The following is a 25,206-nucleotide window of genomic DNA, read 5'->3' as shown; positions in this document are numbered from 1 at the left end:
TAGTCTATCGTCCGGCTGTCACCGCTCTCCACACTCAGACGCCCAACCAAATCTCGCATTGAAGATGTTACGGCTGTTTTTCAGGCGCGGGCGCGCGCAGACGCGGTACGCTCCGTTGGGTTGAGCTGGGCTCGCCAGATGGAGCGCTCAACTAGATCTCCAATTACGCTCGCCAGAACCTCGGCAACAGCCTCGCTGCCGCGGGCGTTGAGGGTCCGCTGGGAGACGACGACGGAGAGCCGCCAGGACGGGATCGGATCGACGATTGGGATGGCGACCATCTCTCCGCGCTCGATCTCCGGGGCCAATGCGAAGTGCGGCATGACGGTCGCGAACGCCTGGGCGCGCACGAGCTCCGCGATTGCTGGCAGGGTCTCGCAATCCGTAGCGACCGGGGTGACGTCGTGGCGGGCCGCAAGTTGCTCGATCACGACCCGAAGCACGTTCGGTCGGCCAGGAGGCACAGTGGTGTCCGCTTCGGAGAAGTTGTCCTCCGGCTTTGAATGACCGCGATGGGCGCGAAGCAGCCGGCTGAAAGTGGCGGCTCAGACGGTGACGCGTGCTAAAGGATCCTCTCGACCGCTACCCGGAGACGCTCCGGTCCGCGCAGGGTCGCTGGGCGTCTGTAGGGCGGCGGGTCCTCGATCAGGCGCGGAGCCTTCAGGCGGCGTGCCAGCGCAGTGAGCGCGGCCTCAGCCTCGAACCGGCCTAAGGGGGCGCCGACGCAGTAGTGCAGCCCCCCGCCGAAGCCGAGGTGGCGCGTGCCGACGCGATCCGGGTCAAACCTATCCGGGTCGGGGAACGCGGCCGGGTCGCGATTGCCAGCGGCGAGCATCAGGACGACGGCCTCGCCTTCGGGGATCGTAGTGCCGGCGATATCGATGGCGCTCAGGGTCTTGCGGCTGACGAGTTGCACCGGGGGATCGTAGCGCATCACCTCCTCGACCACCCGCGGGGCACGGCCGGGTTCGGCGCGCAGGCGCTCCAACTCGTCCGGGTGGCGCATCAGCGTCAGCCAAGCGTTGCCGATCAGGTTTACCGCGGTCTCGTGGCCGGCCACGAGGATCAGGATCGCGGTCGAGATCAAGTCGAGGTCGCCCATCCGGTAGCCGTCAGGCGTGGCGTGATTGGCCAACCCTGAGAGTAGGTCGTCGCGCGGCTGGCGACGCTTCTCAGCTACGAGGTCGGCGAGGTAATCCGAGATGGCGTCGAAGGTCCGAGCGTTCTCGATGCGGGTCTCTTCGCTGACGACAACACCAGGCTCCACCGCCGTGGCGAGCTGGCTCGACCAATCGTGGAAGCTCGCCTCGTCCCCCTCCGGTACGCCGAACAGCTCGCAGATCACCGCGACAGGCAGGGGGTAGGCGAGGTCGGCGACGACATCGATCTCGTGCGAGCCCATCTTGCGGTCGAGCAGCTCGTCGACCAGCCGCTCCGAGCGGGCGCGCATCGCCTGGACGCGAGCAGGGGTGAACTGATGAACGGTGGCCACGCGCAGGAGATCGTGCGCGGGCGGGTCGCGGAACAGGAACGGCTGGTGACTGTCGGTGATCCGGTTCTTGACCGGGTTGACGAGGTAGTCAGTGACCGGGTTGCCGGTGGGCGGGCGCTTCGTCGGCGGCTGGGTCTCGACGCTGAGACGCGGGTCGTTCTGCAAGCGCATGACGGCGTCGTGACTCGCTGCCACCCACACGCCCCGTGCTTCGTCGCCCGAAGACTCGTCCCCCTGACCCACGTCGAGCTGGCGCGAGACTGGGGTCTGCCGCAGGCGGGCGTACAGCGGGTACGGGTCGGCGCGGTTGGAGAAGTCCTTGATTTGGCTGAGGAGGGTTGCGTCGGCCATGTCGGATCCGGTGCCTACGCGTCAGGAAAAGCCAGGAGCCAGGATGGCGGGCGAACCGGCCCGATCGATGACTGTCTCTTCGGGCGGGAAGGGTTCCGCTGCTGCGATCCGCTCGGCGTAGGCTGGCAGCCAGCGCCCGCAATCGACCGACACGGCCGCGATACACCGTCCCTCTCGGCCGTAGACGGCGAGGAAGCGGCCTGTGGCCGGATCGCCCTGGGCAATCGTCATCGCGTCCGCCCCGGCAGTCAGGCCGACTGACTTGAGCGTGACGCCCGCCTGCCCTGACCAGAAAGCCGGCAGCGCGGCGTAGCACCGCTCGGGCTTATCCCCTGCGAGCAGGCGCCCGGCATGCACGCCTTGCGCGACCGCATGGCCCCAGTGCTCTACCGCGATGCGGCGCCCGCCGTAGAGCGGGTGGGGGAAACGCGCCACGTCGCCCGCCGCCGCGATCGCGGTGTCGGGGCGGCCATCCACGTCGAGCACGTAACCGTCTGCGTCACAGTCGACGCCCCCTGCGTCGAACGACAGACCGGATCCGTCGAGCCACTCGGTGTTGCGCATTGCGCCGAGCGCCAACAACGCGATGTCCGCCTCGATTGCCGTGCCATCGACGAGGTGCGCGCGCACGAGCCGGCCGTTGGCCTGCTCCAGCCACTCGACCTCCGCACCGAGGCGCAGGTCGACGCCGCGAGCCTCGTGCATTGCGCCGACGATCGCTCCGATATACCGGCCGAGTACACGCGCGAGCGGCGCCGGGCCAGGCTGGACCAGGGTCACGGGTAGGCTGAGCTGCCGGCATGCGCTGGCTACTTCGCAGCCGATCAGGCCACCGCCGATCACCAGCACGCGTTGCGGGCTGGAAGTGAGTGCCTTGCGCAAAGCAATTGCGTCGTCGCGGCCGCGCAGGGTGTAGACCCCCGCGAGCCTGCCCTCGTGTGGGTTCGGCCAGGGCCGGGCGCGGGTGCCGGTGGCGATCAGCAGGCGGTCATAGGTCAGCGCTGTGCCGTCCGCGAGGTGAACCAGGCGGTCTGCGCGGTCGAGGCTTACAGCTGGGCTGCCGAGGTGCCAGTCAACGTCCTCCCCGAGGCTGCTCGGCACGGTGGTGGCGTCAGGGGCGATCTCGCCGGTCAGGACGTGCTTCGAGAGCGGCGGCCGGTCGTAGGGACGGTAGGGCTCGGCCCCGACGATCGTGAGGGCGCCAGAGAAGCCTGCATCGCGCATCGCCTCGGCCCCGCGCAGGGCTGCAAGGCCGGCACCGATCACCAACGCACGGCTGGGCTGGCCATGTCCCATGTCATGCGCCTTCATGGCTTTTGTCTTCGACCCGGATCGCCTGAACGGGACAGGCGATCTGCGCCCGTTCGATGTCGGCGCGATCCCGCGCGGCGGGCGCGGGGTCGTAGAACAGTGCCTCGTGCCCCTCGATACGGAAGTGCTGTGGCGCTGCGTAGCAGCACTGAGCGTAGGCTTGGCAGAGGTTGAGATCGACGCTCACGCGAAGACTGGGCTGCGGGGCCGGAGAGGACATAGCTTAGCAACCAAGCCCAAGTGCACCAGTTCCGCTTGGCGGCGGAGGCCGCCGTCCAGTCCTCGTAGCCTGAAGGCCGAAGCTCGGCCTAGCGTGGGCTTTCGGAACGACCGCGTGCCGGCAGCCGCGGCGGCCTGGATGACAGCACTTGGCCGAAAGCAGCGCGTCCGCTTCAGAGGGTGCCCGCCGTAGATTCGGGCACTCGCGATGAGAGACCGATGTCACGGCCGCGTGCCGAACTCGCTGCTCGTGTCTATTGGCATCGATGACAAAGAGCCTTCTCCCGAACGCAAGCCGCGGAGCGAGAGAATGGCCATTCCGCCGGCGGCAAGGACAAAGGCGACGAGGCCCGTCGAGACGGCCAGACTGCCGGTCCAGCTCGCGAAAGAACCGAACGCGATTGGTGCTGTCAGGCTTCCGACCTGCCCCATGCTGCTGATGAAGGCGAGACTTCCCACGGCTTCGGCTTCGGTCAGGAAGCGCACCGGTATGGTCCAGAAGAGGGCGGTCGCCGACAGATAGCCGATGGCGAGCAGGGCAAGGCAGGCGATGGCCGCCGCAACGTTCTGCGCGACGATCGAGATGGCGAGGGCGGCCGTCGCGGCCAGGAAGGTGGCCAGGGCGAAATGCCACCGCCGCTCGAGCCGCCGGTCCGAACTGCGGCACAGCAGGAGCATGCCGGCACCGCCCACACAATAGGGGATCGCCGACAGGAGCCCGACGCTGAACACGTCGGCCACGCCCGATCGCTGGATAATCGTCGGCGCCCAGAAGTTCAGAACGGTCCCCGCCCAGGTGATGGAGAAGTATCCGAAGGTCGCGATCCACAGCTTTGGATTCCGCAGGGCCGACAGGAAGGCCCTCGCGGGCGCGTGTCCCTGTTCGACGGTCCCGGACGAGAGATCGGCCGCCACGATCGCTTTCTCCCGTAGCGTCAGCCAGGCGGCATCCGCGGGTCGGTCGCTCAGCACGAAGAACGCGCCGACTCCGACGAGTACCGGCAGCGCCCCCTCTACGAGGAACAGCCATTGCCAACCCTTGAAGCCGGCCGCCCCGGCGAGGTTCTGGATGATCCAACCGGAGGCTGGCCCGCCTACGATGCCCGACACCGCGATGGCGAGGACGAACAGCGACATCACCCGCCCGCGCAGGCGATGGGGGAACCAGAATGTGAGGTAGAGGACTATACCCGGGAAGAAGCCAGCTTCGGCCGCACCGAGGAGGATCCTGGCCAGGTAGAAGGTCGCCGGGCTCGTCACGAACGCCATCGAGCAGGACACGAGGCCCCACAGGCACATGATGCGCGTCAGCGTCTTCCGCGCGCCAATGCGGCCGAGGAGAAGGTTGCTCGGCACCTCGAAGAGAATGTACCCGACGTAGAAGATGCCGACGCCGAAGCCGTAACTCGCGTCCGAAAGACCGATGTCACTCTGGAACGTCAACTTGGCGAAGCTGATGTTTACACGATCGATGTAGTTCAGGACATAGCAGAGGAAGATCATCGGGATCAGCCGAAGGCCGATCTTCCGATAGATCATGGCTCGCTCGTTTTCAGACGCCTGCTCGATCGCAACGCGCGGCGTGGACGCATCGGCCATTCCGAATCCCCCATCGCGAGCTTGGCTTCCGCGGCGCGACCCTGTTCGAGGAGTTCGCGCCGTCCCGACCGAGCCAAGTCTCGCGATGAAGCATAGCAGGTCACTTTGCAGTGTTGCGATGATATATTTGCATCGTTTCAATCGATGACATCGATCGATGATGCCGGCAAATCTGTCGCGCGTCCTGCGGGTGCGCGCCGATCAATCGGCCATGAAGTCTGGAGACATCGATACGGTCCGACCGGCCTCGGTCAGGATCACCGACCGCGGAATCGCCTGCTCAAAGGTCGCCCCAAGATCCGTCAGACGTTGAATCAGCTCAGGCAACCGGGCGAGGCATCCGGCCTCGATGTCGTGGATGACCATGACACTCCAGTCCTGCTCCCGCACCTGGGCCATCGCGGTCTCAACCCAGCCGTCCGCGTCCTTCCAGTCACCGGGAACGCTGTTCCAGGTGATCGTCGTGTAGTGTTCAGCGAGGAGGTGATCGAGCGCCGCACGACTCAGCAGATGCCGGCCGATCAGCCCGTCGTTCCCGTAGGGACGGAAGAGCTTCTCCGGTCGCGTCAGCGATCCGATCCGGTGCTGCGTCTCCTCGATCTCTCGGAGCGCATAGTCCCGGGCCGTCCGGTCCCCGAGCGCCACCGAATGCGTGAAGGTGTGATTCCCGATCCAATGCCCCGCTGTATGGGCGGCCCGCATGAGATCGGCTGCAGCGGGGTCGTCGAGCCTCTGCCCGATCACGAAGAAGGTGGTCTTGATCCCGGCCTGGTCGAGGATTCCCAAGACCCGATCCGTCACATGTGGTGTGGGGCCGTTGTCGAAGGTGAGGGTGACCTGCTTGGCTGCCATATCTCACTCCAATTCGGGCTCGTTCGCCGTAGGGGTCGTGGACACGCTGGCGAGCTTCCGCGACGACATTCCCGTTACAGCCGCCGCGGCGGGCGAGAGGTCTTATCGCAGGCTCGACGGAGCGTGAGCAGGAAGGATGCGACGTGCGGAGGCAGGGCCTCGTTCCGGCGCAGTAGCACGCCAGGGCTCCGCATGGGTGTGGGAGTCTCCAGTGGGACCGACAACAGCGTCCCATCTTCCGGGACGGCCTGTCTCGAGAGGATCGCGACGATGTTCATACGCCGAACGAGGCCGAGGATGGGACCGATCGTGTTCATCTCTGCGACTAGGTGCGGGACGGCGCCACATTGCCGGAAGCATTCATCAAGCAGCCTGCGTGTGGTGAATTCCGGTGAAAGCAACACGACCGGCTGATGGTGGAGTTCCGCCATCCGGACCCATTTCCGGGCTGCCCACCGGTGGTCAAGCGACAGCACGAGATCCAGAGGCTCGTCATAGAGGGGCTCGAAGGCGAGATCCTGCTGGTGGTCCGGCCTGTAGGAGATTCCGAGATCGAAGGCGCCGGCAAGGAGCCGCTCCTCGATCACGCTAGCGGCGAGTTCCTCCACGACCACACGCATCGAGGGGTTGCGGGTGAGGAACTCGGTTAGGCAGGCGGGGACGAGGTTGACGTTGAAAGTGTGCGTAGCGGCGATCCTAAGCCGGCCGGTCAGGACCTGATCCTGGGGGGAGAGCGCCCGAAGCCCCTCGTCCAGTTCGCCGAGGGCCCGCAGAACACGGGGCAGCAGGTTCTGCCCGGCTTCCGTGAGGAACACGCGCTTGCCGACGCGGTCGAACAGGCGTTGCCCGACCTCGTCCTCGAGCTGCCGGATCTGGTGAGACAGGGTCGATTGGGTGATGTGCGTCTGCCGCGCGGCCCGGGTGAAGCTCAGGTGCTCGGCCAGAGCCACGAAGTAACGCAGGTGACGGAGTTCCATCGGTCTGCCCGTTCCATCGACAGCATCGATCAATTGAATGCATCGATATCATTATATCGATGCAACCCGGCGCGCTATACGGTTGTGACCTGGGCTGACGGCTCCCTCCCTCATGGTCCGCCACCCTGCGCAAACGCCCTGATTGGGAGCTCGAAGTGCCGAGGATTGGGAACGCCAGCCGGGACAGCGTCGGACCAAATCACCAGGGATTGTTCGACCGCCTGGAAGCGCTGCGGGGAAAGCCGGTCGAGAACGTCTTTCTCGCCGTCGCGAATGCTCCTGCCCTTTGTGACGGGGTCCTCGCCATGGCGATGTCTCTGCGCCAGAGCACTCTGCTCGACCGGCAACTTCGCGAACTCGCCGTCCTGACCGTCGGCCTCGAGACGCGGGCGGACTACGAGGTCGCGCATCACTGGAACTCGGCGGTGAAGGCCGGGCTGCCCCAAGCCAAGCTGGAGCGGCTTGCGCAGTTCGAGACGGACAACCTGTTCACCGCTTCCGAACGCGCCGTCATGCGCTTCGCTCGCGACGTGACGCGGACCGGCCGTGTCGATGACGGCCTCTGGGCCGAACTGTGCGGCTTCCTGGACGAGCAGGAGCGACTGGAACTGGTCCTGACGACCGCTTGGTACAACTGCGTCGTCCGCATCCTCCTCCCCCTCAATATCGAACTAGAGGACTGGTTTGCGCGCCTCTGAGGGCGAGCGCGAGAGAGCATGCGCCCGGCGCGCCCTCGAACCGGACGGAAGTTCCGGAACAAGATAGGGAGGACATAGGAATGGACGTGACGCCCGTAGGTGAACCGCCCGTGCTTGGCCGGCCGCCGGCCGAGTCATTCGCGACGGATGATGTGGATAGCGCCGCGCTCTATCGAAAATTGCAGTGGCGGCTGCTGCCGTTCCTCTTCGCGTGCTACGTGGCCGCCTATCTCGACCGGGTGAACATCGGCTACGCGCAGTTGCACATGCGCGCGGAGCTGGGCTTCAACGACGCGGTTTACGGCCTCGCCGCCGGACTATTCTTTGTCAGCTATTTTCTGTGCGAAGTCCCGAGCAACTTCGTCCTTCAGCGCGTCGGCGCCCGGCGAACGCTGGCGCGCATCCTGATCCTGTGGGGGCTCGCCTCCTCGGCGACGATGTTCATCACCGGGCCCCATTCGTTCTACGCGCTGAGGCTGATCCTGGGCGCGTTCGAGGCGGGCCTCGCCCCCGGGGTGATGTACTACCTGACGCTCTGGTATCCGAACCGTCGCCGGGCAGAGATGACTGCGATCTTCCTGAGCGGCAGCATGCTCGCGGGCGTGATCGGCGCACCCGTCTCGGGCTTCATCCTCGAAGGCATGCAGGGCGTCCTCGGACTCAGGGGCTGGCAGTGGATGTTCCTCCTGGAGGGAATGCCGGCCGTGCTTCTCGGGCTCGTCGCGCTCCGGATCCTCGTCGACAAGCCTCAGGATGCTCCCTGGCTAACACCATCCGAGAAGACGCTCCTCCTGGCGGAGATCGACCGGGACGCGAACTTGGCTGCCGGCGGCCACGCATTCGGGTCTGCGTTCCGCGATCCACGGATCTACGTCCTCGCGCTGGCGTACTTCACCCTCGTCTGCGGACTCTACGCGATCACCTTCTGGATGCCGGTGATGATGCAGGCCGCCGGAGTCCAGGGAGCCGCCGCGATCGGCCTATGGTCCGTGATACCCTATGCAATCGGCGGCATCGGCATGGTGTGGCTGTCCCGACGCTCGGACCGGCAGCAGGAGCGGCGATGGCACTACGCCGTCTGCGTCGGTGTGGGGGCCTGCGCGTTGATCGGAGCGTCCCTCGCCGGGGCCAACCTCCCCGTCGTCCTGGCCCTCCTCTCGGTGGCGACCGCGACGCTCTTCGGCGCGATGCCGATCTTCTACGGCATCCCAATGGCCTATCTCCCTGAGCGTTCGGCCGCGGGCGGGTTGGCGCTGATCAACTGCCTCGGCCTCACGGGAGGCTTTGTGAGCCCTTTCCTGCTCGGCTGGATCCGGAACGCGACCGGGAGCCTGACGCCCGGCCTCTGGTTCATGACCGGCCTGATGCTGACGGGCATCGTAGTGCTGCTCCTGGCTACACGCCGCCCGTTCACCCGGGCTACACTCCACCCCGCCGCCCCCGGGCTCGCGTTCGAGCCGGAGGTCAGCCGGTGAGCCTCGACGGATTGGCCTACAGCTGGCATCCGTCGCAAGGAGGGCGGTGGTCGCTTCTCCTCCTGCACGGCACCGGGGGTGACGAAGACGAGCTTGTGCCCTTCGCCCGGGCGGCGGCCCCCGGCGCGTCGATGTTGGCCGTCCGCGGGGCCGTGTCGGAAGGCGGCAAGCTGCGCCACTTCGCCCGCCATCCGGACGGACGTTTCGAGAGATCCGAGGTCGTCCGACGGGCCGATGAACTCGCCACCTTCGTCGCGGCCGCCCGCAGCCATTATGGCTTCGCGCCCCCTGTCGCCCTCGGCTTCTCGAACGGAGCCAACATCGCGGCTGCCATCATGCTCCTGCATCCCGCTCTCCTGGCGGGCGCGATCCTGCTGCGCGCCGTTCCACCGCTGATTGGTGCCGCGCCCGCTGCCCTCGACGGGCGGCGCGCCGTCGTCGTCTCGGGCGAGACGGATTCGATCGCGCCGCCGGCACTCGGGGCCGATTTGGCACTTTGCCTGACCAAGCAGGGCGCCGAAGCAGCCCACCATGTCCTACCCTGCGGCCACGACCTGACGGCGGCCGACGTGACCCTCGCCCGCGACTGGCTCGGCTCCTTCGCCGAAGGGGCACCCGCTGGACCGGTTTCCACCCACTTGAATCGCCCCTAATCAGGAGATGATCGATGAAGCTCTGTCGCTACGGTGAGGTTGGGTCCGAGCGGCCTGCTCTGGTCGATGCTGCAGGCGTCCTCCGCGACCTCTCGTCGGTGTGCCGTGATCTTGGCCCGGCCGAACTCACCCCCGGCGGTCTCGCCAGGATCGCACAGACGGATCCGACACGCCTGCCCCGGGTAGAAGGAAGCCCCCGCCTCGGCGTTCCGTTCACGGGCCTCTCGAAGTTCATCTGCATCGGGCTCAACTACTCGGACCACGCAGCCGAGGCCGGCATGGCCATCCCGAGCGAGCCGATCATTTTCCTCAAGGCCCCGAGCGCCGTCTGCGGGCCGAACGACGACACGATCCAGCCCCGCGGCTCCACCAAGCTCGACTGGGAAGTGGAGCTCGGTATCGTGATCGGATCGACGGCACGGTACGTCACCGAGGAACAGGCTCTCGATCATGTCGCCGGGTACTGCGTCGTGAACGACGTCTCCGAGCGGGCCTTCCAGCTTCAGTCCAGCCAATGGGACAAGGGCAAGGGATGCGATACGTTCGGCCCGATCGGACCCTGGCTCGTGACGATGGACGAGATCCCCGATCCGCAGCATCTCGACATGTGGCTCGACGTGAACGGAACCCGCCGTCAGACGGGCAATACACGCACGATGATCTTCGGCGTGCGCAAGATCATCGCCTATTGCAGCCGATACATGACGCTCCTACCCGGCGACATCATCGCGACGGGCACGCCGCCGGGCGTCGGCATGGGGATCAAGCCCGAGCCCGTCTGGTTGCAGCCGGGCGACACGGTCTCGCTAGGGATAGAGGGCCTCGGGCAGCAGAGCCAGCGCATCCGGCGGGCCGATCACGGCTAGGGCGCTGTCGGCCGGCCCGGGGTCGGGAGGGCGACCCGCCCTCCATCTTCGCTGCACTTCGACCGACTTCAGGAAGCGGCCCGCGGCGCGAGGCGCTTCCAAACACCATCGGCCGTCGCAATCGTTCTGTCCGCCACTTTCATCACGCCGCGAACAAATACCATGCTTCGCGTCGTGCGCACGATTTCAGTCTGGACGGTCGCGAACTCGCCCATCCTGAGGGCGTCGACATACTGGATGAGCAACGACACCGTGACGATCGGATTACGGTCGGCCGCGCTCCAGCAGGCATGGCCCAATCCGATATCGAAGGCCGTCGCCACCATGCCGCCATGCACGACGTCGCGCTTGTTGCCGTGACGTCCGTCCGCGATGAACCCGCAAAGGCAGTCTCCCTCACCCGGCGGCCGCCAGAAGGGACCGACATGGTTGCCGAACGCCTCGGTCGGAAGCCGTTCCCAGCCGCTCGGAACGGCTTCCGTGACGGACGCATCCGGTGACAGATCGGGCGTCAATGAACGGCCTCCGCCGCCGGGCGGAGTCCGAGAGCCCGCCGTGCCTCCTGAGGCGTTGCCACCAGGCCGCCGTGCCGCGTGATCGCATCCGCCGCCAATCGCACCAGTTCCGCGTTGCTGCGGGCCAGCCTGTCCCGCGTCACGCGGATGTTGTCCTCCAATCCAGTGCGCACGCCGTCCGCCCCCCGGGCGAGCGCCCATTCCATGACGGTGGCTTGGGCGCGACCGATCCCGGCCGCCGTCCACGTCGCGTGGGGCAGCACCCTGCGCAGCTCCGCGAGGAGAAGATCAAGGAGATGCTCCTCAGCCGGCATCGCGTTCTGGACGCCCATCACGAACTGGACGTGCGGGCGATCATCCATCAGCCCCTTCTCAATGAGCCGGCGCGCGCCGTGGAGATGCGACAGATCGAAGATCTCAATCTCGGGCCGAATGCCGTAATCCCGCATCTTGCCGGCGAGATCGTCGACGAGGCTCGTGGGGTTCTGGTACACGACCGTCGGGAAATTCACCGATCCGGTCGATAGGGAGGCCATGTCGGGGCCGAGGTACAGGGCCGAGCCGCGCTCAGACGGATCTCGCCCCCGGCCTCCCGTCGAAAACTGAACGATCATGCCGGGGCAGTGCGTTTCGATCCCTTCCTTGACCCGTGCGAACCGCGCTGGATCGGAAGACGGACTTTCGTCGTCATTGCGCACGTGAAGATGAACGAGACTGGCCCCCGCTTCGAAAGCTTCGTGTGTGGACTCGATCTGCTCGGACAGCGTCACCGGCAAGGCCGGATTGTCCTTCTTGCCCGGGACGGAACCGGTGATGGCGCAGGACACGACTGTGGGTTTCATCCGCTCACTCATCTGAGGATGTGCAGTTCGATCGCCGCGACAGGGCGATGGCACGCATCGTCATTGTTGGACGATGCGCCGTTCCTTCAACAGTTTAGCCGGGACCGAGATCAGCATGGTCCCCGTGCCCAAGATCATGCCGAAGGCCACCGTGTAGAAGCCCGCCGCGAAGTTGCCAGTGACATGCTGGGTCCATCCGATGATGTTCGGCGCCGTGAGACCCCCGAGCTGACCCAGGCTGCTGATGAGCGCGATGCTTCCGGCCGCCGCACCCGTCGACAGGTAGGCTGTCGGGATCGACCAGAAGAGCGCCACCGAGGCGAGGTAGCCGACGGACAGCATCGTCAGCAGCACGATCGCGAGTTGCCAGGTGTTCGCGGCCAGCGGAAGCAACCCGATGGCCAAGGCCGCCAAGCCGGCACTGAACGCATAATGCCAGCGGCGTTCCAGCTTGATGTCCGAGTGATTGTTGATGATCAGCATGCCGAGCGCGCCGACGGCGTACGGAATGGCCGAAATCAGTCCGATGGAGAGCGTATCAGATATGCCTGAGTTGCGGATAATGGCGGGAGACCAATAGTTTATGACGGAGCCGCACCAAGCGATCGTGAACCAAGCACCCGCGATGGCGTAGAGGCGCGGATCCCGCGCGGCCATCAGGAAGGATCCGTGCTTGCCGCTCGCGCGGGCTTTCGTCTCGGCGTTGAGATCCGACATGACGACGGCCTTCTCCTCCTCACTCAGCCAATCCGCATCGTGCGGACCGTTGCTCAGAAGGAAGTACGCCGCGATGCCGGCGATGACCGGGGGAATACCTTCGAGGAGAAACAGCCACTGCCATCCCCGCAGACCCCACAGGTCCGACATGCTACTCATGATGAAACCGGAGGCGGGGCCGCCGAACACGCCGGCCACGGCGATCGCCAGCACGAACATCGCCATGATGCGGGCTCGCAACGCGGACGGGAACCAGAGTGTCAGGTAGAACACGACGCCGGGGAAGAAGCCCGCCTCGGCGATGCCGAGCAGCACCCGGACGACGTAGAGTTGGGTCGCCGACGTGACGAACATGGTCGAGATCGAGACGAGGCCCCAGGCGACCATGATCCGCATGATGGTCGTCCGTGCGCCGAACCGCTGCAGCATCAGGTTGCTGGGTACCTCGAAGAGCACGTACCCCACGAAGAAGATGCCAACGCCGAAGCCGTAGGCCGCCGTGCTGATTCCGAGGTCTTCGCGGAACTGAAGGCTCGCAAAGCTGATGTTCACGCGATCGATATAATTGAGAACGTAGCAAAGAAACAAAAACGGGATCAGGCGCCAGATAATTTTTCGATAGACAGGCGAAATGCCCTGCTCCGTCGTCGCGGCGGCCGCATCGAGACTAGCGCTCTCGTTCATTATTGTCCCCTTGCCCGTCCGGACCGATCGCGCCGGTTGCCCGGCTTGGCAGGTGAGTGCCTCAAGCGTCGCGGGGCACTGAGCCCAGCACGCGATCCACCATCTCGGGCGCGAGCCCGAGGTAGTTCCGGGGTGCCGTCAGCCGATCGATGGTGGCGCGGTCGATGCGTTCGGAGACGCTAGGATCGGCGGCGAGGGCCTCCGCCAGCGTGCCGCCCCGCGTGTTGACGACTCGGCAGGCGTCGTAGACGACGTCGTGGGCCTGCTGCCGGCCGATCTGTGGCGCCAAGCCCATCATGACGGCCTCGGCGACGATGAGCCCGCGGCTGAGATCGAGGTTCTCGGCCATCTTGGCCTCGTCGACGATGAGGCCTGCGAGGGCGAACTTCGCCTGATGAAGTGCGCCGGCCGTGAGCACGAAGCTCTCCGGAATGGCCATCCACTCGGCGTGCCACGGCCCTGTCGCGCGCTCGAGATCCTGCACCATCGCGTCGAGCATCAGGCCGGCATGCTGGCGTACGCCCTTGGACGCCGCGAGCATCAGTTCAGACGAGATCGGGTTGCGCTTCTGCGGCATGGTCGAGGACGCGCCGCGGCCCTTCACGAACGGCTCGTAGACCTCTCCGAACTCGGTCGAGGCCATGATCATGATGTCGAGGGCGATCTTGCCGAGGGAGCCGGTGACGAGTCCGAAGAAATTGACGACCTCGGCCAATCCGTCCCGGGCAACGTGCCACGTCGAGACCGGGATACCGAGGCCCAACTCCTCGCAGAGCGCTGCCTGAACCTCTAGCCCCTTGTCGCCGAGCGAGGCGAGCGTACCAGCGGCCCCCGCGAACTCGCCAACCAACACCCGCGGCTTCAGCTGCTCCAGTCGCTCGGCATGGCGGTCGAACATCGCGAGCCAGATCGCCGTCTTATAGCCGAACGTGACCGGCAGGGCCTGCTGCAGGTGCGTGCGGCCGGCCATCGGCGCATCGCGGTAGCGCGACGAGAGACCGGCCAGGATGCGCCGCAATTCGGTGATGTCCTGCTCGATGAGCGCGAGGCCGTCCCGCACCTGCAGGATGACGGCCGTATCCATGATGTCCTGGGTGGTGGCGCCCCAATGGACGTAGCGTCCGGCATCTCCGCACTGCTTCACCATCTGGTGCACGAGCGGGAGGATCGGGTAGCCGACGATCTCGGTTTCCTTCCGCAGCAGGTCGAAATCCAGCGCAGACACGTCGGTCAAGCGGGCGATCTCCTCGGCCGCTTCCTGAGGGATCACACCGCAGCGGGCTTCCGCCCTGGCCAGGGCGATCTCCACCTCGGCGTAACGGGAGATCAGCGCGTAGTCGGAGAAGATCTCTCGCATTTGGGGTGTGCCGAACGCATCCCGGAACAGGATGGAGTCGAGCACGGTCGTGGCCGTGGGGCGCGACGGTCCCGGCATGGTGCATTTCCTCCGTCGCGGCTCTCAGGTCCGGACATAATGATCACTATCATGTCCGGACATATCGTCAATCGCGAAGATCGGGACGGGCGCGCGCGAACGGGTTAAACGTGTGACATGAGCCAAACACGATATGCGCTGGTCGCCCGGGACCTGACGGCGGCGATCGAGGATGGACGGTTTCCGGTCGGCTCGCTCCTGCCCACCGAACTCGAGCTCTGCGACCGGTACAGTGCGAGCCGCCACACGATCCGGTCGGCCATCCAGGAGTTGCAGGATCTCGGGCTCGTGTCCCGCCGGAAGAAGGTCGGGACCCGCGTCGAGGCCGCGTCGCCTCAGGCGGGCTATCGCCAGTCCCTCGGCTCCGTCGATGACCTCATACAGTTCGGCGTGTCGCATACGCGGGAGGTTCAGACGATTGCTCCCGTCACAGCGGGGCGCGCCCTCGCCAGGACGCTCGGCTGTGCGGTCAACCGGGAATGGCTGCGCGTGTCGAGCCTGCGCCGTACCGGGGAGCCGGGTGCACCGCCCGTCGCGTGGACCGACGCCTATGTCGATGCGGCCTATGCCGACCTTGCCGAGGCGATCCGTTCGACGCCGGACGTGCTGATCAGCGACCTCATCGAGAAGCGCCACGGTAAGACGATCGCTAACATCCGGCAGGATGTCGACGCGGTGCTGGTGCCGGCGGACTTGGCCGCGCCTCTGCAAGTCGAGATGGGGTCACCGGCCCTGCGCATCATCCGGCATTATCAGGACAGTGCGGGCGCGGCGTTCGAGATCACGCTCACCATCCACCCGGCTGGGCGCTTCAAGTTCTCCATGCTGCTCCATCGGGAACGCACAAGCTGAGTCGCTTCAACAGCTCAGTTTCGGATGATTCATCTCAAGCGGAATCACACGAGACGTCATGGGCTTGCGCGAACACGCGGTACCCTCGGGTCGAATTGCGACATGTATGATCGAGCGGCAGATCTTTACCCAAGCCTCAGGTCCGCGGGACTGCCGCACTTGCGAAGCCATGAAAGCTCCCAGCTTATCAGGCAATCTAATCAATCGCTTGCCTCGCCCGCATGCATGTCTGCTGTTGGGCAATCCGCTGGTTCTGCAGGATGACCGAATTGGGCGCATTCCAGAACGTCCGCTTACGGGCGGCGGGTCAGCTTCCGCAGTCGACTCAAAGTCGAAATTCCTGAACGCCCAAGAAAGTGGCGTTCTGGAGGCGCCAACGGCTGTCGGCACAGCTGACTTGGATCAGAGGCAGAGCAGCTAGGCGCAGAACAGTGGCGTCGGAACAGTCACGCTTGGAGGAGGCTTCATCAGCCTCAAAATCAGCGTCCGCGATGGCAACGGCCCTACCGCTGCGGTAGCTGCTCATCGGAAGGGCAGGCGCTGAGTCAGGATTGTTTCAGATGGATCCTACGGATGACCATCAACACAATCCGCTCGATCGCGCCCCCGCTGGCCACTACCGTCGCGGCCGGAATACCCGGCGAGCTTCGCCAGTGGCCGCCGCATCGATCATTCTCTCAAGGTCGATCGGTAGAACGAGGTGATCGACAACGTTCTTGAGCATCATCAGGGTCTGCCCCTTGTTGTAACGCATCATCTCGGAACGCCTTTCCTTGCTCTCGTGTCCGATAAGCTCTTCAACAAACTCGCGCTGGACCCCGGCGTTGCACAGGAGAGTCGTCGCGGTATGTCGGAAAGAGTGAAACACGACATCTTTCCGTACGCCGTACTCTGACTTGAAGCGCTGGAACCATTTGCCGAAGGCGCTGCCGTATGACGCCTCCTCGCCATCGTCGAGAGCGTCCTCTTCCTCGGCGCCGGCCTCGCCCTCAGGCAGAAGCAAGTCGTCCCCACCTCGGTTTTTAACCAGCGCTTCGATGAGGCCCAGCCTCAGGAGATTCTGATGGAGAGGAACCCAGCGAGCACTGCCCTCCGCTTTCAGCTCGAGGGTCCGTTCCGTGAGATTGAAGTACCAGATCCCGCTCTCCGCGTCCTGAACCACGTGACGCACGCGAAGCTGGAAGATTTCGCCACGACGCATGCCGCTGTGACAGCCGATAAGGATGCCCCAGTACCTTTCGTCGCGCAGGACGGTCGGTCCCGCCGTCTTCCAACTCCGCCGGCTTCGAACTCCCGTAAACAAGGGCGCATTCAGCACGGCCGCAAGCTCGGCCTGATCCCACATCGGCCGCTCGTCTCTAGCCTTGTGGTGCTGTCCTCGCATGCGCTTCAGGTTGATGTGCAGACCTTCGAAGATGGACGGCAGACCCTTGGAGACGACTTCGTTGTTCTGAGCCCACGGCCAGATCCCTGACAAGGCCGCGAGGTGCCGGTTGAAGGTTTGCGGCTTCAGCCGATTGATGCCAGGCTTGCCGTTGCAGTGCTCGATCAGGCCGCGGATGCCGCATCGGCGCTGGATGTCACGCCATTCGGTGTTCTTGTCGTAATTGGCGGGCAACGCGAGCAGAGCGCGCTTAAATTCAGCGGCATCCGCCGGTCCATAGGCACTGAGCGGCTTGTCCCCGCAGATCTCGACGAACAAGCGCCCCGTGGATCGGGCTTGGCGTTCGATTGACGACTTCCAGTCACCGCTCGCGACGCGATCCCGGCCGTAGGTCTCCCAACTCGCGCTGAAAAGGTCTCGAGCCCCACGCAGCGTCGTGGTTGCCGGCGTCTGGGGCTCTGACAGCAGAGCAGGAGCGCTCGTCCGGCGGGTGGTTGCGTGCAGGGGGTGGTGCGGCAGGACCACGTCGCGCAAATAAGCCAGCTTCTCCTCAGCGACCGTGATGTCGACGTCGAGCAGGGCGCGGCAAAGCGCGTGTTCTTGTGAGCGCGTGTCGAGATCGATCTCGTTGCGCAGGGCGAGGTCTTGTGCTTGGCCGCGGACGAAGGCGAAGTTGTTGAGCGCGCGGTCGCGCTTCAGGCCGTCGATTCGGTTCGCGTAGAGAAACGCCCATTCGGCTGGATCGTTGAGGCTTGCCTGTGAGGCCTCCTCGGCTGGATCGCCGCCGTCAGTTGGGGCGTGTCCAAAAACTGTGTCGGCGGCGGGCAGATCCTCGGGTTCGGGATAGTGCCCGATGGTCGCGATGAGACCGTCGTGCCTAAGGGATTCAGAGTCGAGATATTGCTCGGCAAGCCGTGCGATGTCTGCGCGTGTGAGCGATCGGTTGAAGCGGACGAGGGTGAACAAGGTCTCTGTCCTCTCCCACAAACGCTGCGCCATTCGCCGGGCCTCGCCGGGTGTGGCGTGGCCAAGGGAGCGCAGGATCTCACGCTGGCCGAACCGTGGGCGCAGATCGTGGGGGATGATACGACGAAATAGGATCGTCTGTCCGCGGCGGCGGATATTGATGCGGGGCAAGGCGCGACTCCTTGCCGTCCAGAACTGTGGACCTCCCGAGTGGACCTGGACGGAGCGGTCGGCCCGGGCGGGTCCGAAAACAGCCGGAGAATCAACGGTCGGCTGAGAATCACAGGCGTTTGGCTGGGGCGCCAGGATTCGAACCTGGGAATGGCGGTACCAAAAACCGCTGCCTTACCACTTGGCGACGCCCCAAGGTGAGCGGACGCTGTCTAGACGCCGCGCTCTCCCCTGGCAAGCCGTGGATCACGGCTGATCGGCCCGCCCGCCGTGGCTCAGCGGCGCTCGGGCACGCCGTCGATCCGCCGGGGAAGCCCCAGCGGATTGGCGGCCTGAAGCGCCGCCGGCAGCAGGGCGTCGGGAAAGTCCTGGTAGCTCACGGGCCGCAGGAAGCGGTCGATCGCGAGACTGCCCACCGAGGTTGTCCGCCCGTCCGAGGTCGCCGGATAGGGACCGCCATGGACCATCGCGTGCGCCACTTCGACCCCGGTCCCGAAGCCGTCCACCAGGATGCGGCCGACACGGCGCTCCAAGAGCGGCAGCAGTTCCCGTGCGGCCGCGTGATCCTCCGGCACGAGATGCAGCGAGGCCGTGAGCTGCCCCTCCAGATGCTCCAGGACCGACCGCATCGCGTCGAAATCCGCGCAGCGCACCACGAGACCCGACGCGCCGAACATCTCCTCCTGCAGCTCGGGTTCCGCCAGGAACACGTCCGAGTCCGCGGCAAACAGAGTGGCCCGGCCCTGGATTGCCCCACCCTCTGCACCCTCTGCGATACGGGTCACGGCGGCGTGGCCGGCGACTCGCGCGACGGCCTCGCTGTAGGCGCGCTGAATGCCGGGCGTGAGCATGGTCGCGGCCGGGCTCTCCCGCAGGGCCGCGCCGGCCGCCTCCAGGAAGGCGTCGAGGCCCGGGCCGGGGAGTGCCAGGATCAGGCCAGGATTGGTGCAGAACTGTCCGGCACCCAGCGTCAGGGAGGCCGCGAAGGCCTTGCCGATTTCTGCGCCTCGCTTGGCCAGCGCGCCGGGGAACAGCAGCACCGGGTTGATGCTGCTCATCTCGGCATAGACCGGGATGGGCGTCGGGCGCCCGGCCGCAATCGCCATCAGGGCGGTGCCCCCCCGGCGCGAGCCCGTGAAGCCCACGGCGGCGATTCGGGGATCGGCCACCAGCCCCTGCCCGATCGACTGACCGGCATCGAACAGCAGCGAGAAAGTCCCCTCGGGCAGACCGCAGGACGCCACCGCCTTCTGGATGGCGCGGCCGACGAGCTCCGAGGTGCCGGGATGGGCGGGATGGGCCTTGACCACCACCGGGCAGCCTGCCGCCAGGGCCGAGGCGGTGTCGCCCCCCGCGACCGAGAAGGCGAGCGGGAAGTTCGAGGCGCCGAACACTGCCACCGGGCCGACGGCGATCCGGCGCAGGCGCAGGTCCGGCCGGGGCAGCGGCTTGCGGTCCGGCAGGGCCGGATCGATCCGCACCCCGACGGAGCTGCCCTCGCGGACCACGCCGGCGAACAGGCGCAGCTGGCCCACGGTCCGAGCGCGCTCGCCTTCGATCCGCGGCCGGGGCAGCCCCGTCTCGGCCATGCAGCGCGTGACGAGATCGTCCCCGATCTCTAGGATGTTCGCGGCAATCGCCTCAAGGAAGCCGGCCCGCGCCTCAGGATCGGTCTCGCGGTAGGTGTCGAAAGCGGCCTCGGCGAGCGCGCAGGCCCGGTCCAGGTCGCTCCGGCTCGCGCCCGGGAAATCCGGCTCCAGGGCTTCGCCGGTGGCCGCCGCGACGGCCCGGAAGGCCGCCTCGGTGCCGCGCCGCGCCTCGGCGCCGATCAGGTTCTCGCCGCGCAGGGTCATGAGCTGCTCCTCTTCGTTTGGGTGCGGGCGGGCCGCACCGGGACGGACGCGCGATGGGCAATCAGCCCCGCTGTGCCGCCAGGGCTTTCTCGCGGATAGCCGCGAGGGTCATGGTCGGGGTGAGCGCCTCGGGATCAACGCGGCAATGGATCATCGCCGGCAGTCCGGAGGCGAGGCTGCGCTCGAAGGCGGGGGCAAATTCGGCGGTGCGCTCCACGAACTCGCCGTGGCCGCCGCAGGCGCGGGCGAGCGCTGCAAAATCGGGATTGCGAAGCTCTGTCGCCGAGACGCGGCCGGGATACTCGCGCTCCTGATGCATCCGGATCGTGCCGTACATGCCATTGTCGAGCACGACCACCACGATGGCGATCCCGTATTGCACGGCGGTGGCAAATTCCTGCACGGTCATCATCACGTCGCCGTCGCCCGCGAGCGCAACGACGATCCGCTCCGGATGGCTGCGCTTGGCCATCACGGCCGCGGGCAGGCCGTAGCCCATCGAGCCCGAGGTCGGCGCGAGCTGCGTGCCGAAGGCGCGGAACCGGTAGTAGCGGTGGACCCAGGTGGCGAAGTTGCCGGCGCCGTTGCAGATCACCGCGTCCGGCGGCAGACGCTCGCGCAGCCACGTGATCGCTTCCCCGTACTGGAACGCGCCGGGCTTCGGCTCCGGCGTCTCAGACCACGCGCGATAGGCGGCGTGGGCCTCGGCGGCCCGCCCGCTCGCGGTCGGGACGAAATCCGGCAGGACGGCGCAGAATGTCTCGGGCGCCGCCTCGATCGCCAGTGCCGGCTGGTAGACGCGGCCGAGCTCCGCCGCGTCGGCATGGACGTGAACCAGCGGCAGCCCAGGATCGGGGATGCCGAGCAGGCCGTAGGATTGCGCCGGCATCTCGGAGAGGCGCCCGCCCACCATCAGCAGCAGGTCGGCCTCCTTGATCCGGGCGAGCAGCGCCGGGTTCGGCCCGATCCCGAGTTCGCCCGCGAAGTTCGGGTGGTCGGCGGGGAAGAGCTGCGCCCGCCGGAACGAGACCGCCACCGGCAGATCGTGGCGCTCGGCCCAGGCGACCAGGGTTGCGACGGCGCCCTGCGTCCAGCGGGAGCCGCCGAGCAGCACCACCGGCCGCCGCGCCTCCGCCAGCATCGACCGCAGGCGCGCGACATCGTTCCCCGACGGAGCCGGCGCGGCCGGGACGACGCGCGGCGCGTCGGACACGGCCGCGACGTCGTCGAGCATATCTTCCGGCAGAGCGACAACGACGGGGCCCGGGCGGCCCTGCATCGCGACCCGGAAGGCCCGGGCCAGGATCTCCGGGATGCGCGCGGCGTCATCGATCTCCACCGCCCACTTGGCGACGCCGCCGAACATCTGCCGGTAATCGACCTCTTGGAAGGCCTCGCGGTCCCGCATCCGCCGAGCGATCTGACCGACGAACAGGATCATCGGCGTCGAATCCTGGCGCGCGATGTGCACGCCGGCGGAAGCGTTGGTGGCGCCAGGCCCCCGGGTGACGAAGCAGATTCCCGGGCGGCCCGTGAGCTTGCCGGCGGCCTCAGCCATGATCGCCGCGCCGCCCTCCTGCCGGCAGACCAGCACGTCGATGCCGCTGTCGCGCAGGGCATCGAGCACCGCGAGGTAGCTTTCCCCGGGAACGCAGGTCACGCGCTCGATCCCCTGCGCGCGGAGTTGGTCGACGAGCACCTGCGCGCCGGTGCGTGGGGGCAATCCGCTCAAGACGTTTCTCCCTGGCGCTCGAGCCGCATCCCAGCTCTTTGCTGGGATCAGCCGCCGTTCCACCCGCAGCTGAGATGCATCTGATATCTCAGGTCAGGAAAGGGGCGGGTTCGAGCTGATCAGACTGTCAGACAAGGGGACGCCGGTCGAGGGCCCGGCGGGTCATCCGGTCGAGAAAGTCGAACAGCGCCCCGATTCCGGCAAGGGCCGCCGCCTCGTCCCGCGCCGCGAGTCCGGACAGGATGTCCGCGTGGATCCCCGCGCAATCCACGAAGCTCGCGGTCGGCTCGTAGGTGTACCAGAACCGGCGCGACTGCGCGTGGAGCGGCGTCATGGTGCCGGTCAGGGTCGGGTTGTAGGCGGCGCCGACCAAGCCCTCGTGCAGGGCGCGCTTGTGCTGGAAATAGGCCTCCCGATCGCGGGCCTGCGCGGCGTTCCGCAGGCCGGTGACGCGGTCCAGAAGGCGCGCCATGTCCTCCTCCGTGCCGCGCGCGATCGCGCAGCGCGCCACCGTCTCGTCAAGGGGACGGCGCACCTCCAGCAATTCGAGATGCTTGATGATGTCGACCTGGGTGACGAGGACGCCGCGCCGCGGATGGACTTCCACGAATCCGATCGTCTTGAGCCGCGCCAGTGCTTCACGGACCGGAGTCCGGCCGAGACCCAGCTCCGCGCCAAGTTCGCCTTCGGAGACCATGGCGCCCGGGGCGAGACGGCGGCTGATGATCATCTGCTCGATGGCGTCGTAGGCGGTCTCGGCGAGCGAGCGCGGCCTGCGCGTGTCCTCCGGCGGCGGCTGTCCGCTGCCCGCAAATCCCAATCCGGCCAAGAGCTTCCTCGTCGATATCAAACCATGTCCGTCGCAACCCGCGCTGGTTGACAATGGCGCTGCGCACCGTGCTACTCAAGACCTGGGATATCAGTCCGTGTCCAGCAGAGGCCGAAACCAAATTCGGCCCAAGCGGCGCGTGATCGTCATCGATCACGATCGCGCAGACCGGGTCCCAGGGAGGAGTTACGTATGGCCGGGCTGTCCGCCGAGACGCGCGCCAAGCTGAAGTCGGTCAGCACGGCAACGCTGATGACCGCCCTCTACAAGCGCGGCTTCCGCAACCAGATGATCCAGGACGTGCGTCCCTTGAAGGCCGGCGGCCCCACGATGGTCGGCGAGGCGTTCACCCTGCGCTACATCCCGGCCCGCGAGGATCTGAACCCCATCACCGTGTTCCGGGACCGCGCGCATCCGCAGCGCAAGGCCGTGGAGGAGTGTCCGCCCGGCGCCGTGATGGTGATCGACAGCCGCAAGGATGCGCGGGCGGCCTCCGCCGGTTCGATCCTGGCCACCCGCCTGATGGTGCGAGGTTGCGCCGGGCTCGTCACCGACGGTGGCTTCCGCGATGCCGCCGAGATCGCGCAACTCGAGATGCCGACCTACCATGTGCGTCCCTCGGCGCCGACGAATCTCACCATCCACCAGGCCATCGACGTCAACGTGCCGATCGGCTGCGGTGACGCGCCGGTTTTCCCCGGAGACGTCATCGTCGGCGACGGCGACGGCGTCGCGGTGATCCCGGCCCATCTCGCCGAAGCGGTTGCCGACGAGGCCGTCGAGATGACCGCCTACGAGGATTTCGTGACCGAGGAGGTGCGCAAGGGGCGCTCGATCCTCGGCCTCTACCCTGCCACCGACGAACAGAGCCTCACCGACTTCGCCGCCTGGCGGGAACGCACCGGACGCTGAACGCCTCCGTGCCGCCCGGCCTGCCGGCGGCCCATTCGACCGCGCGTGAGGCCGGAGACAGAGCGATGACCGCGCGCAAGAAGACCCTGGACGACCTGCGCAGCCAGCGCTGGTTCGGCGCCACCGACCTGCGCAGCTTCGGCCACCGCTCCCGCATGCTCCAGATGGGCTACGAGCGGGCGGATTTCAGCGGCAAGCCGATCGTCGGCATCATCAACACCTGGAGCGACATCAACCCCTGCCACCAGCATTTCCGCGAGCGCGTGGAGCAGGTGAAGCGCGGGGTCTGGCAGGCGGGCGGATTCCCGATCGAATTGCCGGCGCTGTCGCTGTCCGAGAACTTCGTCAAACCGACCACGATGCTCTACCGCAACCTCCTCGCCATGGAGGTGGAGGAGCTGCTGCGCCAGCATCCCGTGGACGGCGCGGTGCTGATGGGCGGCTGTGACAAGACCACGCCCGGCACCGTCATGGGCGGGATCTCCATGAACCTGCCGATGATCTTCCTGCCGGCGGGACCGATGATGCGCGGGCATTTCGGCGGGACGATCCTGGGCTCCGGCTCCGACGTCTGGAAGTACTGGGCCGAGAAGGAGGCCGGCAACATCACCACGCAGGAATGGAACGACATGGAGGCAGGCATCGCCCGCTCCGCCGGCACCTGCATGACGATGGGCACGGCCTCGACCATGACGTCGATCACCGAGGCGCTAGGGCTCTCGCTGCCGGGCTCGGCGTCGATCCCGGCGGCCGATGCCGACCATCCGCGCATGGCCGGCGCCTGCGGCCGGCGGATCGTCGAGATGATCTGGGAGGACCTGAAACCCTCCGACATCCTCGACCGCCGCTCGATCGACAACGCCCTGGTGGTCCACAACGCGCTCGCCGGCTCCACCAACGCGATGATCCACCTCGTCGCCATGGCGGGCCGAGCCGGCATTCCGGTGAAGCTCACCGAGTTCGACGAGTTCGCCCAGAGGGTGCCGGTGATCGCCAATCTCCGGCCCTCGGGTCAGTGGCTGATGGAGGATTTCCACATCGCGGGCGGCATCCGCGCGCTGATGGCGCGCCTGTCTCCCCTCCTCCACCTCGACGCCCGCTCGGTCACCGGCGGCACGATCGGCGACGGGCTCGTCGGCATGCGGGTGTTCAACGACGACGTGATCCGCCCGCTCGACCAGCCGATCGTGGCCATGGGTGGAACCGCGATCCTGTACGGCAACCTCGCCCCCGACGGCTGCGTGATCAAGCCGCCAGCCGCCGACCCGCGTTTGCTGCAGCATACCGGTCCCGCGCTGGTCTTCGACAGTTACGACGCGATGAGCGCGGCGGTGAACGACCTCGACCTCGACGTCACCCCAGACCACGTGATGATCCTGCGCAATGCCGGCCCGATCGGCGGCCCTGGCATGCCGGAATGGGGCATGTTGCCGATCCCCAAGGTCCTGCTCCGGCAGGGTGTGCGCGACATGGTCCGCATCTCGGATGCCCGGATGAGTGGGACCAGTTACGGCGCCTGCATCCTGCACGTCGCGCCGGAATCGGCCGCAGGCGGTCCGCTCGCGGCGGTGCGCAACGACGACCGCATCACGGTGGACGTGCCCGGGCGGCGGATCCACCTGCACCTCGACGCGGACGAGATCGCCGCGCGGGTCAAGGCCTTCGTGCCGCCGGACCGGGCCTATCCGCGTGGTTACAACCGTCTGTTCGCACAGCACGTGCGGCAGGCGCACGAGGGTTGCGATTTCGACTTTCTGGAGGGCGCCGGCGGTATTCCGGAACCCGAGATTCACTGAGCGGCCCGAGCCGTCGGCAACAGGC

General features: G+C 66.7%; 21 protein-coding genes, 1 tRNA gene and 1 pseudogene. 7 read left to right on the top strand and 16 right to left on the bottom strand.

Annotated elements, in window-relative coordinates:
- Positions 1-80: 80 nt before the first annotated feature.
- The 7 genes and pseudogenes from BLT59_RS16075 to BLT59_RS16045 all read right to left on the bottom strand — a co-directional run.
- Positions 81-458: pseudogene (locus BLT59_RS16075) on the bottom strand (LysR substrate-binding domain-containing protein); the annotation flags it as partial.
- Between the two features lie 104 nt (positions 459-562).
- Positions 563-1,843, bottom strand: coding sequence for a cytochrome P450 (locus tag BLT59_RS16070; RefSeq protein ID WP_091782124.1), 1,281 nt, complete (start codon positions 1,841-1,843; stop codon positions 563-565).
- Positions 1,844-1,864: 21 nt separating this feature from the next.
- Positions 1,865-3,154, bottom strand: coding sequence for an NAD(P)/FAD-dependent oxidoreductase (locus tag BLT59_RS16065; RefSeq protein WP_244514015.1), 1,290 nt, complete (start codon positions 3,152-3,154; stop codon positions 1,865-1,867).
- On the bottom strand, positions 3,141-3,374 hold the full coding sequence (locus BLT59_RS16060) for a ferredoxin (RefSeq protein WP_091782120.1): 234 nt from the start codon (positions 3,372-3,374) through the stop codon (positions 3,141-3,143). Before BLT59_RS16060 ends, BLT59_RS16065 begins: the two co-directional genes overlap by 14 nt.
- Positions 3,375-3,595: 221 nt before the next feature.
- Entirely contained in the window at positions 3,596-4,972 is a 1,377-nt protein-coding gene (locus BLT59_RS16055) for an MFS transporter (protein WP_091782117.1), read from the bottom strand.
- Positions 4,973-5,173: 201 nt separating this feature from the next.
- Positions 5,174-5,824: a polysaccharide deacetylase family protein gene (locus tag BLT59_RS16050; RefSeq protein WP_091782113.1), complete on the bottom strand. Its 651-nt coding sequence runs from the start codon at positions 5,822-5,824 to the stop codon at positions 5,174-5,176.
- Positions 5,825-5,898: 74 nt separating this feature from the next.
- A complete protein-coding gene (locus BLT59_RS16045; protein ID WP_244514014.1) occupies positions 5,899-6,834 on the bottom strand; it encodes a LysR substrate-binding domain-containing protein in 936 nt (311 codons plus the stop codon).
- 122 nt (positions 6,835-6,956) lie between these two features.
- On the opposite strand from BLT59_RS16045, the gene BLT59_RS16040 reads away from it, so the two are divergent.
- From BLT59_RS16040 to BLT59_RS16025, 4 genes are all read left to right on the top strand, one after another.
- Positions 6,957-7,499: a carboxymuconolactone decarboxylase family protein gene (locus BLT59_RS16040; RefSeq protein ID WP_139174054.1), complete on the top strand. Its 543-nt coding sequence runs from the start codon at positions 6,957-6,959 to the stop codon at positions 7,497-7,499.
- A 152-nt stretch (positions 7,500-7,651) separates the two neighbouring features.
- The gene (locus tag BLT59_RS16035; protein ID WP_244514013.1) at positions 7,652-8,974 is read left to right on the top strand and encodes an MFS transporter; all 1,323 of its coding nucleotides are present in this window, start codon (positions 7,652-7,654) and stop codon (positions 8,972-8,974) included.
- Positions 8,971-9,627 (top strand): alpha/beta hydrolase, encoded by a 657-nt coding sequence (locus tag BLT59_RS16030; RefSeq protein WP_091782104.1) that lies wholly within the window; start codon positions 8,971-8,973, stop codon positions 9,625-9,627. The genes BLT59_RS16035 and BLT59_RS16030 overlap by 4 nt, the downstream gene beginning before the upstream one ends.
- Before the next feature lie 14 nt (positions 9,628-9,641).
- Entirely contained in the window at positions 9,642-10,493 is an 852-nt protein-coding gene (locus tag BLT59_RS16025) for a fumarylacetoacetate hydrolase family protein (RefSeq protein ID WP_091782100.1), read from the top strand.
- Positions 10,494-10,561: 68 nt separating this feature from the next.
- On the opposite strand, the gene BLT59_RS16020 is transcribed toward BLT59_RS16025, so the two are convergent.
- The 4 genes from BLT59_RS16020 to BLT59_RS16005 form a co-directional block, all read right to left on the bottom strand.
- A complete protein-coding gene (locus BLT59_RS16020) occupies positions 10,562-11,008 on the bottom strand; it encodes a PaaI family thioesterase (RefSeq protein WP_091782097.1) in 447 nt (148 codons plus the stop codon).
- The gene (locus BLT59_RS16015) at positions 11,005-11,862 is read right to left on the bottom strand and encodes a 3-oxoadipate:acetyl-CoA acetyltransferase (RefSeq protein WP_091782094.1); all 858 of its coding nucleotides are present in this window, start codon (positions 11,860-11,862) and stop codon (positions 11,005-11,007) included. The genes BLT59_RS16020 and BLT59_RS16015 overlap by 4 nt, the downstream gene beginning before the upstream one ends.
- A gap of 48 nt (positions 11,863-11,910) precedes the next feature.
- Positions 11,911-13,251 carry an MFS transporter gene (locus BLT59_RS16010; protein ID WP_091782091.1) on the bottom strand — a complete coding sequence of 447 codons (1,341 nt, stop codon included), beginning with the start codon at positions 13,249-13,251 and terminating at the stop codon, positions 11,911-11,913.
- Positions 13,252-13,312: 61 nt separating this feature from the next.
- The gene (locus BLT59_RS16005; protein ID WP_091782088.1) at positions 13,313-14,686 is read right to left on the bottom strand and encodes a class-II fumarase/aspartase family protein; all 1,374 of its coding nucleotides are present in this window, start codon (positions 14,684-14,686) and stop codon (positions 13,313-13,315) included.
- A gap of 117 nt (positions 14,687-14,803) precedes the next feature.
- Between BLT59_RS16005 and BLT59_RS16000 the strand changes: the two genes are divergently transcribed.
- Positions 14,804-15,538, top strand: a complete 735-nt coding sequence (locus BLT59_RS16000) for a GntR family transcriptional regulator (protein ID WP_091782085.1) — start codon at positions 14,804-14,806, stop codon at positions 15,536-15,538.
- A gap of 616 nt (positions 15,539-16,154) precedes the next feature.
- On the opposite strand, the gene BLT59_RS15995 is transcribed toward BLT59_RS16000, so the two are convergent.
- The 5 genes from BLT59_RS15995 to BLT59_RS15975 all read right to left on the bottom strand — a co-directional run bounded on the left by BLT59_RS15995 (position 16,155) and on the right by BLT59_RS15975 (position 22,473).
- Complete coding sequence (locus tag BLT59_RS15995; RefSeq protein ID WP_139174053.1) at positions 16,155-18,059, bottom strand: DUF6538 domain-containing protein; 1,905 nt, start codon at positions 18,057-18,059, stop codon at positions 16,155-16,157.
- Positions 18,060-18,179: 120 nt separating this feature from the next.
- A tRNA-Gln gene (locus tag BLT59_RS15990) sits at positions 18,180-18,254 on the bottom strand.
- Between the two features lie 80 nt (positions 18,255-18,334).
- On the bottom strand, positions 18,335-19,912 hold the full coding sequence (locus BLT59_RS15985; protein WP_091782079.1) for an aldehyde dehydrogenase (NADP(+)): 1,578 nt from the start codon (positions 19,910-19,912) through the stop codon (positions 18,335-18,337).
- 61 nt (positions 19,913-19,973) lie between these two features.
- Positions 19,974-21,644 (bottom strand): thiamine pyrophosphate-binding protein, encoded by a 1,671-nt coding sequence (locus tag BLT59_RS15980; protein ID WP_091782076.1) that lies wholly within the window; start codon positions 21,642-21,644, stop codon positions 19,974-19,976.
- Between the two features lie 127 nt (positions 21,645-21,771).
- Positions 21,772-22,473 carry a GntR family transcriptional regulator gene (locus tag BLT59_RS15975; protein ID WP_091782073.1) on the bottom strand — a complete coding sequence of 234 codons (702 nt, stop codon included), beginning with the start codon at positions 22,471-22,473 and terminating at the stop codon, positions 21,772-21,774.
- 192 nt (positions 22,474-22,665) lie between these two features.
- Here BLT59_RS15975 and BLT59_RS15970 point away from each other — a divergent pair, with 192 nt between their 5' ends.
- Both BLT59_RS15970 and araD read left to right on the top strand, forming a co-directional pair.
- A complete protein-coding gene (locus BLT59_RS15970) occupies positions 22,666-23,385 on the top strand; it encodes a ribonuclease activity regulator RraA (RefSeq protein ID WP_091782070.1) in 720 nt (239 codons plus the stop codon).
- A gap of 65 nt (positions 23,386-23,450) precedes the next feature.
- Positions 23,451-25,181, top strand: coding sequence for an L-arabinonate dehydratase (gene araD, locus BLT59_RS15965; protein WP_091782067.1), 1,731 nt, complete (start codon positions 23,451-23,453; stop codon positions 25,179-25,181).
- Positions 25,182-25,206 lie beyond the last annotated feature (25 nt).

It is taken from the genome of Methylobacterium sp. UNC378MF (assembly GCF_900103195.1).
Lineage (GTDB): Bacteria > Pseudomonadota > Alphaproteobacteria > Rhizobiales > Beijerinckiaceae > Methylobacterium.
Note: the sequence above shows the minus strand (reverse complement) of the source record. Positions and strands in the feature narration are given on the sequence as shown.

Bases quoted from the DNA above. Each gene is read 5' to 3' on its own strand.
- BLT59_RS16070 (WP_091782124.1), bottom strand. From the start codon at position 1,843: ATGGCCGACGCAACCCTCCTCAGCCAAATCAAGGACTTCTCCAACCGC.
- BLT59_RS15985 (WP_091782079.1), bottom strand. From the start codon at position 19,912: ATGACCCTGCGCGGCGAGAACCTGATCGGCGCCGAGGCGCGGCGCGGC.
- araD (WP_091782067.1), top strand. From the start codon at position 23,451: ATGACCGCGCGCAAGAAGACCCTGGACGACCTGCGCAGCCAGCGCTGG.
- BLT59_RS16055 (WP_091782117.1), bottom strand. From the start codon at position 4,972: ATGGCCGATGCGTCCACGCCGCGCGTTGCGATCGAGCAGGCGTCTGAA.
- BLT59_RS16015 (WP_091782094.1), bottom strand. From the start codon at position 11,862: ATGAGTGAGCGGATGAAACCCACAGTCGTGTCCTGCGCCATCACCGGT.
- BLT59_RS16050 (WP_091782113.1), bottom strand. From the start codon at position 5,824: ATGGCAGCCAAGCAGGTCACCCTCACCTTCGACAACGGCCCCACACCA.
- BLT59_RS16025 (WP_091782100.1), top strand. From the start codon at position 9,642: ATGAAGCTCTGTCGCTACGGTGAGGTTGGGTCCGAGCGGCCTGCTCTG.
- BLT59_RS16000 (WP_091782085.1), top strand. From the start codon at position 14,804: ATGAGCCAAACACGATATGCGCTGGTCGCCCGGGACCTGACGGCGGCG.
- BLT59_RS16010 (WP_091782091.1), bottom strand. From the start codon at position 13,251: ATGAACGAGAGCGCTAGTCTCGATGCGGCCGCCGCGACGACGGAGCAG.
- BLT59_RS16060 (WP_091782120.1), bottom strand. From the start codon at position 3,374: ATGTCCTCTCCGGCCCCGCAGCCCAGTCTTCGCGTGAGCGTCGATCTC.
- BLT59_RS15970 (WP_091782070.1), top strand. From the start codon at position 22,666: ATGGCCGGGCTGTCCGCCGAGACGCGCGCCAAGCTGAAGTCGGTCAGC.
- BLT59_RS16005 (WP_091782088.1), bottom strand. From the start codon at position 14,686: ATGCCGGGACCGTCGCGCCCCACGGCCACGACCGTGCTCGACTCCATC.
- BLT59_RS16065 (WP_244514015.1), bottom strand. From the start codon at position 3,154: ATGAAGGCGCATGACATGGGACATGGCCAGCCCAGCCGTGCGTTGGTG.